Consider the following 15,970-nt stretch of genomic DNA (forward strand, 5'->3'; position numbering starts at 1 on the left):
TCTAGTTGTTTTCTTGATTAAATGCTCTTCTTTTAGAAATAATTCGTTGAAAAGCAGAAGGCGTAATGCCTGTTGTATTTTTAAATTGAGTACTTAAATGCGCTACGCTAGAGTAATTTAGCCTAAATGCAATTTCGGTTAAACTTAAATCTTGTTTTATAATTAATTGTTTTGCAAATTCTATTTTTTGAAGAATAATAAAGTTCTCTATAGAGGTGTAGGTTACTTCAGAAAATAAATTAGATAAGTAACCATAACTGTGTCCTAAAGTATCGGATAGATAAACCGAACTTTTAACGTTAACCGTAGTGTCTTCATTAAAAACCATGTCGTTAATTGTGTCCTTGATTTTTTGAACTAAGATGCTTTTTTGGTTTTCAACAACTTCAATATGATATTTGCTTAAAGCAGTTTCAAGCTTATCTTGCTGATCTTTACTTATTTTGTTTAGCAGCTCTATTTCTCCAAAACCAACAGTTTTAAATTTAATATCGTTATCATTAAGTGTCTGCTCTAAAACTATTTGGCAAATGGCATTAAAATCGAATTTAAAAAACAATGTCATATAATATATTTAGTTACAAAATTAAAGATAATGCATGGTAGAAAATTAAATATAGTCAAATTAGTTTTCAATTACAATATTGGTAATTTTTGCTGTGTTTGAAACAGTATACTTATTGGTGTTTTTATGTACAATCTCATCTAATGTAATCACTGCTTTTTTGCTTATTAAAACTACGTTATTGTTCATGTTTTTGCTAATCTTATAATGTGGTACTTTCACTTTTACATCAAAATAAATATCTCCAATTTTTAAATCAAGAGCATGCTCTCTAGAAGAGCTACTATTAGATGTTGTTATAGCTGTAGTATTTTGTGTCATCTTTGCATTATTATGCGTGTTAATAATACTGTTAGTAGACATAATTAACAATGGAGTAATACAAATAAATGTTATTAATAAAATTACTTTATATAGTTTCATAAGTCTGGTTTTGTTAGTTAAAGAGTATGGTAGCAAAGTTATGTTGCGTATTATTTTTACTATTACAGAATTTTTAAATGTTGTTATATAATTTAATTTTAAAAGCATTTTTAAAAGCCATTTAGTAGTATCTTTATTTATGCTGTATTTTAAAATAAGCGCGTTAAATTTTTATGAAAGAGGACTTAAATTTTTACAAGAATATCTCTAAAAACAATCTGCCTTTAACAGAGCTTTTAAAGGATGAAAGTTTGTTTTCCAGTGTGCCTAAAAATTGGTCCATTGTAGTTACAGATATTGAAAACTCTACAGAAGCTGTTGCAAATGGCTTACATAATGACGTTAATTTATGTGCAACCGGAAGCATAATTACTGCGCTCAATACTTTAAAACAAATAGATAAAACCATTAAAATACCTTACTTTTTTGGAGGTGATGGTTCTACATTTATAATTCCCAATACTTATTTAACAAAAGTACTTTTAGCATTAAACGATTATAGTAACCACATAAAAAAGACACTAAAATTAAATTTAAGAGTAGGACATCTAGAGGTTGAAAAGGTTTATGATAATAATATTTCTTTAAGAATTACCAAGCTTAGGCATAATAAGTACTTAACAACACCAGTAGTTTTAGGAAACGGTATTAAATATGCCGAGAATATTATCAAGGCTAATTTTGTAGCTTCTGCTGTAAAGAGTAATAAGAAAATAAAATTAAATTTAGAAGGAATGGAGTGTCGTTGGGATGAAATCTATCCAAACGAATCGAGTAAGAAAGTAATATGCCTTTTGGTTAATTGTGAAGACGAAAACAAGCAAGCCGAGATTTATGGTATTATAATGAATGAAATTAACTATGTTTTTGGAGATTTAAATAAACGAAATCCTATTACATCTTTAAAGCTTAAGTTAAATACATCTTTAGAAAAAATAAGGAAAGAGATGTATGTGAAAACTGGAAAAAACCAAAAGAAGCAATTATTAAATAATTGGTTAATTACCATTTTTGGGAAGTATTACTTTAAGCTGTTTAAAGCTGGAAAACGTTATATTTTTAAGGTAAGTCAACTGTCTGATACCATTATGTTAGATGGATCTATAAATACTGTTATTACAGGAGACGATAAACAAATAAAAAGGCTACAAATTCTTTTAGACGATTTAGAGTACAACAAAAAAATAGTATACGGTATGCATACTACTCATGCTTCTATAATGTCTTGTTATATTGAAGATAGAGAAGAAAAGCACATCCATTTTGTAGATGGCACAGAGGGAGGTTATACTAGTGCTGCTATTATGCTAAAAGAAAAAGCTAAGAACTTAAAGTTTAGCTAATGCTTAAGTTCGAAAAGTAGAACGCTTGTTTTGTGTTTAAAAGGTTTGTTTTAAGGCTATTAATTAGTTTGTAGCACGGTTTAGATAATATTCCAGATTTAATTTCCTTATTAACTTCATTTAAAAAATAAGTATCAAGCTTTAAACATTCGTCAATAATTGCTTGCTCCTCATCCTTATAGAAAAAACGTTTTATATTAAACCAATAAAACCTAAGATTTAGTAATAAGTTAGACTGTTTTTTGTGCTTTATTTTTAACGAATTTAAAATATTTAAAGCACTTGTTTTAAAAGCTGTAGTGTAATTTAATTTGTCTTCAATCCAAGATTTAACAGCCTTGTTTTTCGTTTTAGACTTTAAGTAGTTATAAGATAATTCTACATCATTAATAACTTCAATTAAATGCTCTATAGCATTACTACCAACCTCGTATTTTATAACATTTCTCATAGTACACCATTAGTTTTTAACAAAGTTATGCTAACAGTGTAATAATAATTTTACAACATTTTTATTTGTTGTTACACAATTTACTTCTTGCTAATAACCATATAGACAGGAAAATGATCGCTATAACCACCTTTGTAATGTTTTCCAACATAGGTTCTGTATGGTGTTCCTTTGTACTTTCCTTCGGCTTCTTTTAAAAAATCGGCATCAAAAATATTAGCTTCAACAAAACGAAGCGCATTTTTTTTACGTTCAAAAAAATTATGAGTAATTAAAAACTGATCAAACAAATTCCAACTGTGGTTAAAACTAGTTGTACCGCGATCGTTAGATAATAATGTGCGCATTGGGTTAAATAAACCATGGCTAGCTTCTAAGGCTTTTAGGCTGTTACTTTCTGGGTCGTCATTAAAATCTCCCATGACCACAATTTTTGCTTCAGAATTTTTTTCTTTTAGCATACTAATAACCTCGGTAACTTTTTCAGATGCTTTCATACGTTTGTGCTCCGTTGCTACATCTCCAGTTCGTCTAGAAGGCCAGTGGTTAACTATAACGTGTAATTCTAAGCCTTCAAAAAGTCCGCTTACTAATAATATATCTCTTGTATGGTCTACCTCTCCATCATCGTCTAGTAAATCTACCGTAAAAGTTTTAGAGTAAGCAATTTTAAAAACCTTTTCGTCGTAAAGTAATGCAACATCAATTCCTCTTTCGTCTGGAGAATTATAATGTAAAAACTTATAATCTAAATCGTCTAAATGTTTAGAATACACTAAATCTTTTAAAACAGCTTCATTTTCAACTTCTGCCAAGCCAACAATCGCAGGATGCCTTTTTACATCTTCTTCACCAATACAAGAAATAGCATAACCTATTTTACGCAATTTGTTTTTATAGCGTTTAATGCTCCAGCGTTTTTCGGCTGTAGGTTGCATATCGTTGTCGCGTGTTATTTCATCATCGTAAACATCAAAAAGATTTTCAATATTATAAAAAGCGATAGTGTGTCTTGTTTCTTTGGATTTAAAGAAGTTTAGTTTCAAATCTTATGTTTTAATTGCGCTAAAAATAGCAAATTTTATCTGCTTTCAATTTTTAATAACCATAATAAAGTACCTTTTTTTTATTTTTACTTCAACATAAAAAGAAACCATAACCATTGCTACCCTTTATTTTTCTATTTTGTAAAAAGAAAGAAATCATCATTTTATTTTATGATGTTTTAAAAGTAGAAATGCTATAACTTTGTACTTATGCTAGAAAAAAAAGATGTAGACTTAGAAAGTGCTGTGCTAATTGGTGTAGTAACTAAAACTCAGGACGAGGTTAAGTCTAAAGAATATTTAGACGAATTAGAGTTTTTAACCTTCACAGCAGGTGGAGAGGTTAAAAAACGATTCACTCAAAAAATGGAAATGCCTAACCCAAAAACCTATATAGGTACGGGTAAAATGGAAGAGGTACGCCAATACATTCACGATAATAAAATTGGTACTGCTATTTTTGACGATGAGCTTTCGGCTTCTCAAGAACGTAACATTAGTAAAATCCTAGAATGTAAAGTATTGGATAGAACCAATCTTATTCTCGACATTTTTGCACAACGAGCGCAAACAAGTTATGCAAGAACTCAAGTAGAATTGGCACAATGCGAATACTTACTTCCAAGATTAAAAGGAATGTGGACTCACCTTGAACGCCAAAAAGGTGGAATTGGAATGCGCGGACCTGGAGAAACAGAAATTGAAACAGATAGACGTATTGTAAGAGATCGTATCTCGTTATTAAAAGATAAAATTAAGGTTATAGACAAGCAAATGTCTGTACAACGTGGTAATCGCGGTAAAATGGTGCGTGTAGCCTTAGTAGGTTATACAAACGTTGGGAAATCTACTTTAATGAACACCGTTAGTAAAAGTCAGGTATTTGCAGAGAATAAATTGTTTGCAACCTTAGACACAACGGTTAGAAAAGTAGTAATCCAAAATCTACCATTTTTGTTAAGTGATACCGTTGGGTTTATACGTAAACTGCCAACGCAGTTAGTAGACAGTTTTAAAAGTACACTAGACGAGGTTCGTGAGGCAGATTTATTACTACACGTAGTAGATATTTCTCACCCTAATTTCGAAGATCATATTGCCTCTGTAGATAAAGTTTTAGGCGAAATAAATAGTGGTGATAAGCCAGTAATTATGGTCTTTAATAAAATTGATGCCTACGAAGCAAAACCGTTTGATGAAACCGATTTAATTGCCGAGCGTACCGAAGAACACTACAGTCTTGCCGAATGGAAAAAAACGTGGATGAGTAGAGTAGGAGAAAACAACGCACTATTTATATCTGCATTAAATAAAAAGAATTTAGAAGACTTTAAAAAACGTGTTTACGACGAGGTTAGAGACATCCACGTTACACGTTTTCCATACAATCATTTTCTGTATCCAGATTACGATTACGAAAACATGGGAGAAGAAGAATAAAATAATTAGGGCGTTACCTAAAGGTCAGGCTATCCGTTATATCTTTTTTTGCCATATATGGCAGCAAAAAAAGGATGCCACTACTATCCTTAACGCAAAAAAAACAAAAAGCACTTCTTTTACGAAGTGCTTTTTTTATTATAATTACAACCAAGATCATAGATAATATCGTAATTAAAGTAAACAGATTTAATAAGATGTTTAAAACTAAATAAACAGATTCTTTTCACGTTATAACTACACATGATAAAACAAAAATTAAATACATTCTTTAAAAACAAATGGATAAAAAAATGCCTTTTGGCTGGTGTTGGAGTTGTAATTTTAACTTTCATTTTTTTTGTTAGCATCTATTTTGGCGCCTTTGGTAAACTACCAAACTCAAAAGAATTAAGTAACTTAAAACAAGCCGAAGCAACCCAGATTTTAGATAAAGACAAAACACTTATAGGTAAATACTATATTTACGATAGGCAACCATTAACCTACGAGCAATTTCCAGAGCACCTATTAAATGCATTAATAGCAACAGAAGATGTTCGGTTTTACGAGCATGATGGTGTCGATAATATTAGTTTGCTTCGTGTCCTTTTTAAAACAATTTTGTTTCAAGATAAATCTTCGGGAGGAGGTAGTACAATAACACTACAATTGGCTAAAAACCTATTTGGAAGAGACAATCACTTTGCTTTTAGTACTATAATAAACAAGGTAAAAGAATCTATAGTTGCCAAACGAATAGAAAAAATATACTCTAAAAAAGAAATACTAACAATGTACCTTAATACGGTTCCATTTCCAGACAATACTTATGGAATAGAAAGTGCGTCGCGTAAGTTTTTTAGTGTTCCCACATCAAGTTTAACCTTATCTCAGGCAGCAACTCTTGTAGGAACTTTAAAAGCAAATAGTTTTTATAACCCGAGACGTAATATAGAAAACAGTAAGAAAAGACGAGATGTAGTATTACAACAAATGCTAAAGTATAACTACATTACAGAAAACCAATTAACAACATCTAAAACCGAAGTTATAGATTTAGATTACCAGTCTTTTAATCACGATTTAGGATTAGCACCATACTTTAGAGCGCAGTTAAAAAAGGAATTAGCAATTGTATTAGAAGATTATAAAAAGCCAAATGGAGAAGCTTACAATTTGTATAAAGATGGATTAGTAGTACACACAACATTAGACTACCAAATGCAGAAGTATGCAGAAGAAGCAATGCAATTACATCTCACAAAATTACAAGAAGCTTACGAAGCTTCTTATGGTAAAAATGCACCATGGCAAACCAATAAAAAGCTAATTGAAAAAACGATAAAAACACTTCCCGCATATAAAAAATATAAAGCACTTGGTTTAGAGGATACTCAAATTATGGATTCACTTGCTATCAAGCACGAAGTTGAGGTGTTTAACTGGAAAGAAACTAAAACCGAAAATATTTCTACAATAGATAGTTTAAAGCATTACTTAAAGTTTTTAAATACAGGCATGATTGCTTTAGAGCCTAAAACAGGAGCAGTAAGAACTTATATTGGTGGTATAGATTATCGTTTTTTTAAATACGATCACGTATCACAAAGCGAGCGTCAAGTAGGTTCTACATTTAAACCTTTTGTTTATACCGCTGCCATAGATAACGGTATGAAACCATGTACTTATTTTTCTCCAGATGCAGTTACTTACACAGATTATAAAAACTGGACGCCAACAAATTCAGGAAGTAAAGAAGAAGACCCACACATTAATTACAATTTAGAAAAAGCATTAAGCCAATCTATGAATACTATTGCTGTAAAGGTTTTAAATGAAGTAGGTATAGATAAGGTTTTAAAGCAAGCTAAGAAATTAGGAATTACAAAAAAGCTTCCTAAAGAACCTTCTTTAGCTTTAGGCGTTGCCGAAATTAATATACAAGAACTCGCAGGTGCTTATGCTAGTTATGTAAATAGTAGTAAACCTGTTAAACCTTATTTTATTACTAAAATTGAAGATAAAAATGGGAATGAAATAGTGTCTTTTAAACCAGAAGTAAAAGAAGCTAAAGCTTATAGTGATTATACAAGACAAGTAATGTTACAAATTATGAAGTCTACAGTTAATTCCGGAACAGCTGCCAGATTGCGATCGACTTATAATCTTAAAAATAATATAGCCGGTAAAACAGGAACCACCCAAGACAATAAAGACGGCTGGTTTGTAGGGATTACTCCTAACTTGGTTACCGTAAATTGGGTTGGTAACGATAATTATAATATTGGTTTTAAAACCACAGGTTTAGGACAAGGTGCAAATTCTGCATTACCAATTTTTGCTAAATTTTATCAGAAATTAAATGCAGATTCAAATTACAGTTCTATTACAAAAAGTAGTTTCGAAACGCCTTCAAGCGAAGTGCTTGAGGCATTAAATTGTGAAGAAGATAAACGAGATGGTTTCTTAAAAAGACTCTTTAATAACAAGAAGAAGAATGAACGTAAGTTTAATAAAAAGGATTAAATTTTTTATTATTTCTATAGTTTTATAAAAACTAAGCACAAAAAAACGCGTTTCTATTAGAAACGCGTTTTTTAATACTGTATTGTTTGTAGCTTATAGGTTGTAGCTTAAACCTAATAACCAGTAAGACTGTAATTTGTTGTCTACGTTATCAAAATTTGGAACTGCTTGAACAGGAAGTGCAAGAGGATCAAATTGACCTAAAGCATAGTTAAGTGCTTCTTGTTTGTTGCTTCTTAAACCAAAGTCAAAACCAACACCAATCATTTTCCATAAAGTATAGCTAAATGAGTTAGTCCAAGTTACGTTAGATAAATCTCCAGACTTATAACTTTGGAAAGTAGATAAGTTAGACTTGAAACTAATTGCTCCAATTTGTCTTGTGTAATCTGCAACAATTTTAGCACCTAAAGAAGATTCGAAAACTGAATCACCATCAGCAAATACAAAATTGTAGTTTAATGGGTGTACAACAACTATTAAGTTTTCCATAGGAGTCCAAGTTCCACCAACACCAACATCTAAATATCCAGGATCGTTAAAGTTGTCTAATAAAGTTGTTCTGTATTCTGCTAAAGCAGAAACTGCAAAGTTTTTAGCAATGTTTCTTCCGTATAAAGAAGAAATGTTGAAAACATCTGTAGTTGGGTTAAAATCTTTGTCATCTACTTCTAAAGCAGTTCCTTCTAATACATCATTAGACTTATCATCTAATTTTACCCAGTTAAGGTTGGACGTTAAAGAGTTTCTCCAGAAAAATTTATCTTCAATTAAATTAGCATAAGCATTAATAGAAACTCCAATATTACCAGAGGCATTATCAGGTGTTCCTTGAGAGTACCAGTTGCTAAAATTAGAAAGTGTTCCACCAATAGTACCAAAAAGACCTTTTCTCCATCCTGGAAGTGCGTCTATTTGAGCTTGTAAAGCATCAGCTTCAGCTTGAGCAGCATCAGCAATAGCTTGTTTTTCAGTTTTTTGAGTATGTAACTCTTCTTTTGTTTGTGCTTGTACCGATACAACACCAATACTAAAAGCTAATAGTAATAATACTTTTTTCATTTTTTTAAATTTTGTAAGACAAAAGTATATTAAATGAATATAATTAGAAGATTTCAGTAATATAATTAATTAAGATATACGATTAAGTGTTTGCTTTTTTCGGTAATTAACGTTTAAATAAAGGCACAGAAGAACAAGCCTCACCAAACATTATAGATTTTGCGACAGGTTTTAGCTTGTTTGTAATCATTATATAAGCACTTGAGGGTACTGGTTTTTTAGAGCAACCTTTAATAATTACTGGTTTGTCTAAAAAAGGAGTAGTCTCCAAATTAGTAATAATATCTTGGTAAAGTGATACTTCTAAAGCTTCTAGGTCTCCTAGCACTATTTTTTTAGAATAAGGTTGTAATTTAATACTTAATAGCATGTAAGCCCAATCTGGAACTATAGCATCTGTTGTACATGTTAGTGCAACAAGAGCGTCTTGGTATTGCGACCAATCATGTTCTTTAACTAAAGCTCTAAACTCTTTTTCTCTTAGCACGAAACCTTCGTAAAGCCAATCTTTTATATCAAAAAGTATGCGCTCACCTTTAGGATAATAATCCTCAAGATCAAAAACAACAAGTTTACTGGTTGCTACGCGATTTATAATTTCTTCAGCCATAATACAAATTTAAGTCTTTATTGGTAACCTTCTGCTTGTAGTGTAAATAATTCGGCGTATAACGATTTGTTTTCCATGAGTTCTTCATGTGTACCAAATTCTAAAACACGTCCTTCTTCTAATACTAGTATTCTATCAGCTTGTCTTACTGTGCTAAATCTATGCGAAATAATAACACTTGTTTTAAATTGTGTTAAACCAATAAAACGATCGAAAACTTCGCTTTCTGCCTTAGCATCTAAAGCCGAAGTAGGTTCGTCTAAAATCATCACTTTAGCGTCTTTCATGTAGGCTCTTGCTAGCGCTACTTTTTGCCATTGTCCACCAGAAAGTTCTTGTCCTTTTGCAAAACGTTTACCTAATTGTTGGTCGTAGCCAAACTTTAAATCTTGCACCACTTCGTCTGCTAAACTTAATTTTGCTGCGTCTTCAATTTTAGATTGGTTGTTTATTTCATTAATATCACCAATAGCTATGTTTTCTCTTACGGTAAATTCGTATTTAAAGAAGTCTTGAAAAATAACGCCAAAGTATTCTTGATATTTGGCTTTATCGAATCTATTAATATTTATACCATCTAGTAGAATTTCACCAGAAGTAGGCTCGTAAAAGCGTAACAGTAGTTTTGTTAATGTCGTTTTTCCTGCTCCGTTTTGTCCTACAAATGCTAGTTTTTCGCCAGCTTTCATATTAAAACTGATGCCTTTTAGTATTTCGTTTTCAGAACCTGGATAAGCAAAACGGACATTTTTAAATTCGAAACCTTCCTTTATGTTTTCAGGAAGTGGCATATCTTCTTTATGTGCAGGCTTTATAGATATGTCTAGAAAATCGAAATAATCTTTTAAATACAATGCACTTTCTGTTATGCGCGTGAATTTAGAAAAGAAGTCTTGTAGGTTTCTTGTAAGTCTATTGAATGCTCCAGATAAAAAGGTTAATTCACCTAGTGTAATTACTCCAGAAATAACTCTGTATATTATAAAAACATAAGCGCCATAGTAACTTAAAGTACCTAAAACATTAAATAGGAAACCTAATGCCGAACGTTTTACGGCTAGCTTTTTATTAAGGTTGTAGTATTCATGCGATAGGTTTTTAAAACGGTCTACTACAAAATCTGTTAAGCCAAAAAGCTTTATTTCTTTTGCAGTTTTATCGTTTGCACCAATAAAACGTAAATAGTCTAATTCTCTACGTTCTGCAGTCCATCCTCTTGCTAGAGAATATTGTTGTTGGCTAAACCAAATTTCGTTTATAAACGATGGAATAATACTTAGTACTAAAAGGATAATTAAGTAAGGTTCGAAATAAATTAAACCGGCAACTAATGTAATTATAGATATTAAGCTTTGTACTTCGCCTAAGGCATTAGACATTAATCCTACACGACCATTAGTTTGTGTTCTTGCACGTTCTAATTTGTCGTAAAACTCTGAGTCTTCTAGAAGACTTATGTTTATTTGATTTGTTTTTTTAATGATTCTTACTGAAGAGTCTATCGAGTACGAATCGCCAAGTAAGCCGTCTGTTAAAGAAATGGCTCTGCTTACAAGGTCTGAAATTATGATTAAACCAAACTCTATTGCAACATAGGTCCAGAGTAATGTTAAATCTGAAACTTCTACTTTAGTTTGTAGAATAATTTCGTCTATAATAATTTTACCTATCCAAAGAATAATTACAGGTAAAACGGCTCCAATAAGTCTGCAAAAAGCAGAAAGTAAAAAGAGTTTTTTGTTTGTTCTCCAGATTTCTTTAAAAAATCTTGGAATAAAAACTAGCGCACTAAAAGATTTTCGTAAGCTAGTTTTTTTTCCGTCTTTAAGAGATTTAGGAGCTTGTCTTGGCATTGCTTTTCTATTTAAAGCATACCAAGCTCTAGTTTCGCTTCTTCACTCATTAATTCTTGAGTCCATGGCGGATCGAAAGTAATTTCAACCTCGGCATTATTAACATCTTTAAGAGATTTCACTTTTTCCTCAACTTCTAAAGGAAGTGTTTCTGCTACAGGACAGTTAGGCGTTGTTAAAGTCATTAATATTTTAACATCGTAATCTTCATTTACAAAAACATCGTAAATTAATCCTAATTCGTATATATCTACAGGTATTTCTGGATCGTAAATAGTTTTTATTACTGCTACTATTTTTTCTCCTAACTCTGTTGTATCTATTGTTGTGTCGCTCATTTTTTTGTTTTTACATTAAATCCTTAGTTGTTTGGTCGTAAGTTTATTTACAACTCTACAGTAAAAGACTTAACTATTTTACTTGTGTTTGGTATGCAATCGCATACATTTTAATTTGCTTTATCATACTTACCAAACCATTTGCTCGTGTTGGAGACAAATGTTCTTTTAAACCTATAGCATCAATAAAATCTGTATTTGCATCTAAGATGTCTTTTGGGTGCTGGTTTGAAAAAGCTCTAATTAATATAGCTATAATACCTTTTGTAATAATGGCATCGCTATCTGCAGTAAAACTAATTTTGTTATCATCCATTTCTGCATGAACCCAAACTTTACTTTGACAACCTTTAATAATATTATCTTCAGTTTTAAATTGGTCGTCGATTAAAGGTAAATCTTTACCTAAATCTATCATGTATTGATAGCGTTCTTCCCAATCTTCAAACATTGAAAATTCGTCTATAATTTCGTCTTGTATTTCTTGAATGCTTTGCATTTGTAATTTTCTTTTTGCTAGTGCAAAATTACGGAATTCTTTAGTTCTTTTCTTTAGTAGGATTGCTAATCTTCATTACTAAATTATACAAAGATTTAATTTCTTCGTTTGGATTTCCAGCATCAAAAGTTGGAACGCTGTAAGTTTCACCATCTTTAGTAACTGAAAAGTTTGCTAAAGCTGCACCATCGTATTGGTGAGCTTTACTAGGCGCTTCGAGCGTAGGTAATGCTTTTAAATTTAATTCTGACACTTGCTCTAATATAGCATTCCAGTCTTCAGTAGAACACGTTTTTACATTAGGCTCTGTAGTGCGACTATTTTTAACACTTACTGTTTTATTGTCTAAAATAATTTGACTGAACGCACCTCTAGAATGTGCTTTGTATTCAATTTTTAAGTTGCTTTGTGCTACACTTACTGTTTTTGTTGCAGTAAGTAATTTGGTTTTAGAATTAAGTAATATTAATTGGTCTTCTTTAATTTCAAAACTTGTGACTTCTCCTAAAGCAGCCATCATTTTACTTTCAACTAAATTACTGTTTTTGTCGGCACACATTTTTTTAGTAGAAGCTAAAGCGCTAAATTTTATGGTGTTTCCTTCAGTAGTGTAATTTCCAAAAAAGTTGTTGCATCCAGAAAATCCAGAGACTTTACTATTAGCTTCATCAAAAGTAATTGTTAGATCTTTAATTAAGTTTTCTACTTCCATTTCTGAAACAGTAAATGTTCCATTTAGAGTTTCTTGAACGCTTTTCATATTGTCGTTAGATAAATTAGATGTTGCTTGGCTAGAGGTGCCACATGCATTTAAAATAATAGCAAAAAGTAATATAGCAGTTGTTTTCATTTTTAAGTTGTTGTTTGTTACAGTTATAATATTACAAAAAAGAAGCCAAACTTTACGAAAGCATCATTTTTGCTTTTTTAACGCCTGCTACTAATGTGTCTATCTCTTCTTTTGTGTTGTAAAAAGCAAAAGAGGCTCTAACGGTTCCAGGAATATTGAAAAAAGCCATTATAGGTTGTGCACAATGATGACCTGTTCTTACTGCAATTCCCATTTTGTCTAATAGTGTACCAATATCGTAAGGATGTATGCCTTCTAAATTAAAACTAATTACAGAGGTTTTATTTTTAGATGTACCATATATTTTTAAACTTTCAATCTCTAAAAGTTTCTCTGTTCCGTAGTCTAAAAGTTCTTTTTCGTAAGCTTCAATAGCATCAAAACCTATAGCATTCATATAATCTAAGGCTGCACCAAAAGCGATACCTCCACAAATGTTTGGTGTTCCAGCTTCAAATTTATGTGGTAAACCTGCGTAGGTTGTTTTTTCGAAACTTACTTGATCTATCATCTCGCCACCACCTTGATATGGAGGTAACTTGGTAAGCCATTCTTCTTTACCGTATAACATGCCAACACCTGTTGGGCCGCAAATTTTATGTGCAGAAGCCACATAGAAATCGACATCTAATGCCTGAACGTCTGGTTTAATATGCGGACAAGCCTGTGCGCCATCTATTAAAACGGCTGCTCCAACTTTGTGAGCTTGCTCTATAATTTTTTCTATAGGATTTACTGTTCCTAATGCATTTGAAATATGATTTACAAAAACTAATTTTGTTTTATCCGAGAGCAATTCAGTATAACTATCCATAACCAATTCTCCCTCTTGGTTCATTGGTATTACTTTTAATATAGCACCAGTTTTCTCGCAAAGCATTTGCCAAGGCACAATATTACTATGGTGCTCTAAAGCTGAAACAATAACTTCGTCACCTTTTTTTAATATTGAAGCAAAACCATGTGCTACTAGATTAATACTTTCTGTTGTACCAGCTGTTAGTATAATCTCGTATGGATGTTTTGCATTAAAATGATTTTGGACAGTATGTCTAGCAGCTTCATATTTATCTGTAGCTTCTTGACTTAATGCGTGAACACCTCTATGAATATTTGCATTGTAGTTACTATAATAATCTACTATTACATCTATTACTTGCTGTGGTGTTTGCGAAGTTGCAGCATTATCAAAATACACCAAAGGTTTACCGTTTACTTTACGATTAAGTATTGGGAAGTCTTTTCTTATTTTATTTACGTCTAACATCTGTTTGTCTGTAGAGTTTTTACTTGTTTGGCACCCAAATAGCTAAGGCTAAAGGTTGAAAACAAAAATACGAAACGTTTTTCATCTATAAACTCCATTTCTCAATTACCGTGAGTAGAGTCTTAAAATTTACATTTCGGTTAAAAAGGATAATCGTTTAAAGTGAAAGGCATAAAAAAACTGCTCCTAAATATTAGAAACAGTTTTTATTTATTTTTAGAATTATATAGTTTCTGTTTTACAGAAGCTTATAAATCAAAACCAATATTAACGCCTAATTTAGTAGCAATTAGTTTAGTAATACGTTGTTTTAATTCTGGAATTTTTACAGAGCTTAAAACATTATTACTAAAAGCAAACATTAATAAAGCTCTTGCTTCTTTTTCTGGAATACCACGTTGTTTCATATAAAACAAAGCACTTTCGTCTAGTTGACCAATAGTACAACCGTGAGAACATTTTACATCGTCTGCAAAAATTTCAAGCTGAGGTTTGGTGTTTATAGATGCTTTGTCGCTTAATAAAATGTTGTTGTTAGATTGAAATGCATTTGTTTTCTGCGCTAATTTGTCAACAACTACTTTACCGTTAAAAACACCTGTAGAACTGTCTGAGAAAATACCTTTATAATCTTGGTGACTCTCGCAATTTGGTTCTATGTGGTGTACTAAAGTATTATGGTCTACGTGTTGTTTCTCACCAATAATAGTGATTCCTTTCATTGTAGAATCCATATGTTCACCATTTTGGTAAAAGTTAAGATTGTTACGAATTAACTTACCACCAAAAGAGAATGTATGTACAAAACAGTTAGTTTGATCTTTTTGATCTACAAAAGTACTATCTATTAAAGATGCATTTTTGTTATCGTTTTGAATTTTATAGTAATCTACAATAGAACGCTTATCTGCATAAATCTCAGTAACACTATTAGTTAAAACAGGATTGTCTGTTAAACTCTGGTGACGTTCTATAATTTGAACATGAGAATTCTCGTCTACAACAATTAAGTTTCTTGGTTGAAGCATTAAAGCAGCTTCGTTTCCTGTAGCAAAATGTATAATTTGAATTGGCTTTTCTACCAATTTATTTTTTGGAATATGTATGTAAGCACCTTCGTTAGAAAATGCAGTGTTTAGAGATGTTAAGCTATCTTTAGGCGCTATTTTATTGAAATAGTTATCAATAACAGCTTTGTATTTAGGTTTAACTAAAGCCGAAGACATTAAACATACATCAATACCATCATGAGTTGTTTGCGATAAATGAGATGAATATTTCCCATCGATAAAAACAATTTTGTAAGTGTCTATATCATGTAAAAAATACTTCTTGATATCTTTATAATCTAACGCATTCTCTTGTTTTGGGAACACACTATAATCATGCTTTAAAACACTGTTTAAAGAGGTGTATTTCCAAGCTTCTTCCTTTTTTGAAGGGAAACCCGAATTTTCAAAAGCTTTTATAGCTTCACTTCGAATGTCGTGAACAGGCGAATCTACATCGATATTGTTTTCGAATGCTAAAAATGATGATACTAATTTTTCTTTTAAATCCATAATTCTGTCATTCCTACGAAGGCAGGAATCTTTTTAATTTATCTAGAACTTTATATTGTGGATTCCTACTTGCGCAGGAATGACAAAATCGTTCATTTTGAAAGCTTAAAAAATCGAGTAATCAGAGTGTAGTTTGCAACTGCAAACGATGAC

15 protein-coding genes are annotated in these 15,970 nt (G+C 31.4%); 3 read left to right on the forward strand and 12 right to left on the reverse strand.

Annotated features, from left to right (window positions below; translation table 11 throughout):
- Position 1 precedes the first annotated feature (1 nt).
- A complete protein-coding gene (locus Q0935_RS05955; protein ID WP_299383305.1) occupies positions 2–565 on the reverse strand; it encodes an AraC family transcriptional regulator in 564 nt (187 codons plus the stop codon).
- Positions 566–625: 60 nt separating this feature from the next.
- Entirely contained in the window at positions 626–988 is a 363-nt protein-coding gene (locus Q0935_RS05960; RefSeq protein WP_299383308.1) for a hypothetical protein, read from the reverse strand.
- A 173-nt stretch (positions 989–1,161) separates the two neighbouring features.
- Here Q0935_RS05960 and Q0935_RS05965 point away from each other — a divergent pair, with 173 nt between their 5' ends.
- On the forward strand, positions 1,162–2,331 hold the full coding sequence (locus Q0935_RS05965) for a DUF3095 domain-containing protein (RefSeq protein WP_299383311.1): 1,170 nt from the start codon (positions 1,162–1,164) through the stop codon (positions 2,329–2,331).
- On the opposite strand, the gene Q0935_RS05970 is transcribed toward Q0935_RS05965, so the two are convergent.
- Both Q0935_RS05970 and Q0935_RS05975 read right to left on the reverse strand, forming a co-directional pair.
- Positions 2,324–2,782, reverse strand: coding sequence for a hypothetical protein (locus Q0935_RS05970; protein WP_299250263.1), 459 nt, complete (start codon positions 2,780–2,782; stop codon positions 2,324–2,326). The two genes, Q0935_RS05965 and Q0935_RS05970, sit on opposite strands and share 8 nt — an antisense overlap.
- Before the next feature lie 80 nt (positions 2,783–2,862).
- On the reverse strand, positions 2,863–3,828 hold the full coding sequence (locus Q0935_RS05975) for an endonuclease/exonuclease/phosphatase family protein (protein WP_299383313.1): 966 nt from the start codon (positions 3,826–3,828) through the stop codon (positions 2,863–2,865).
- Between the two features lie 210 nt (positions 3,829–4,038).
- Here Q0935_RS05975 and hflX point away from each other — a divergent pair, with 210 nt between their 5' ends.
- Together hflX and Q0935_RS05985 are read left to right on the forward strand one after the other, a co-directional pair.
- Positions 4,039–5,268, forward strand: a complete 1,230-nt coding sequence (hflX, locus tag Q0935_RS05980) for a GTPase HflX (RefSeq protein WP_299250260.1) — start codon at positions 4,039–4,041, stop codon at positions 5,266–5,268.
- 243 nt (positions 5,269–5,511) lie between these two features.
- Positions 5,512–7,776: a transglycosylase domain-containing protein gene (locus Q0935_RS05985; RefSeq protein WP_299383316.1), complete on the forward strand. Its 2,265-nt coding sequence runs from the start codon at positions 5,512–5,514 to the stop codon at positions 7,774–7,776.
- Positions 7,777–7,869: 93 nt separating this feature from the next.
- On the opposite strand, the gene Q0935_RS05990 is transcribed toward Q0935_RS05985, so the two are convergent.
- The 8 genes from Q0935_RS05990 to sufD form a co-directional block, all read right to left on the reverse strand.
- Complete coding sequence (locus tag Q0935_RS05990) at positions 7,870–8,838, reverse strand: DUF3078 domain-containing protein (protein WP_299383320.1); 969 nt, start codon at positions 8,836–8,838, stop codon at positions 7,870–7,872.
- A 106-nt stretch (positions 8,839–8,944) separates the two neighbouring features.
- Positions 8,945–9,448, reverse strand: a complete 504-nt coding sequence (locus Q0935_RS05995) for a DUF2480 family protein (protein WP_299383323.1) — start codon at positions 9,446–9,448, stop codon at positions 8,945–8,947.
- Between the two features lie 17 nt (positions 9,449–9,465).
- The gene (locus Q0935_RS06000) at positions 9,466–11,301 is read right to left on the reverse strand and encodes an ABC transporter ATP-binding protein (protein ID WP_299383326.1); all 1,836 of its coding nucleotides are present in this window, start codon (positions 11,299–11,301) and stop codon (positions 9,466–9,468) included.
- Positions 11,302–11,312: 11 nt separating this feature from the next.
- Complete coding sequence (locus Q0935_RS06005) at positions 11,313–11,639, reverse strand: DUF59 domain-containing protein (RefSeq protein ID WP_055436366.1); 327 nt, start codon at positions 11,637–11,639, stop codon at positions 11,313–11,315.
- Between the two features lie 73 nt (positions 11,640–11,712).
- Positions 11,713–12,138, reverse strand: coding sequence for a SufE family protein (locus Q0935_RS06010; RefSeq protein WP_055436365.1), 426 nt, complete (start codon positions 12,136–12,138; stop codon positions 11,713–11,715).
- 40 nt (positions 12,139–12,178) lie between these two features.
- Positions 12,179–12,988 (reverse strand): META domain-containing protein, encoded by an 810-nt coding sequence (locus tag Q0935_RS06015; RefSeq protein WP_299383332.1) that lies wholly within the window; start codon positions 12,986–12,988, stop codon positions 12,179–12,181.
- A gap of 52 nt (positions 12,989–13,040) precedes the next feature.
- Positions 13,041–14,255, reverse strand: coding sequence for an aminotransferase class V-fold PLP-dependent enzyme (locus Q0935_RS06020; RefSeq protein WP_299383335.1), 1,215 nt, complete (start codon positions 14,253–14,255; stop codon positions 13,041–13,043).
- Positions 14,256–14,503: 248 nt separating this feature from the next.
- Positions 14,504–15,817, reverse strand: coding sequence for a Fe-S cluster assembly protein SufD (sufD, locus tag Q0935_RS06025; protein ID WP_299250240.1), 1,314 nt, complete (start codon positions 15,815–15,817; stop codon positions 14,504–14,506).
- Positions 15,818–15,970: the final 153 nt, after the last annotated feature.

The organism is uncultured Lacinutrix sp. (assembly GCF_947500605.1).
Taxonomy (GTDB): Bacteria; Bacteroidota; Bacteroidia; order Flavobacteriales; family Flavobacteriaceae; genus Lacinutrix.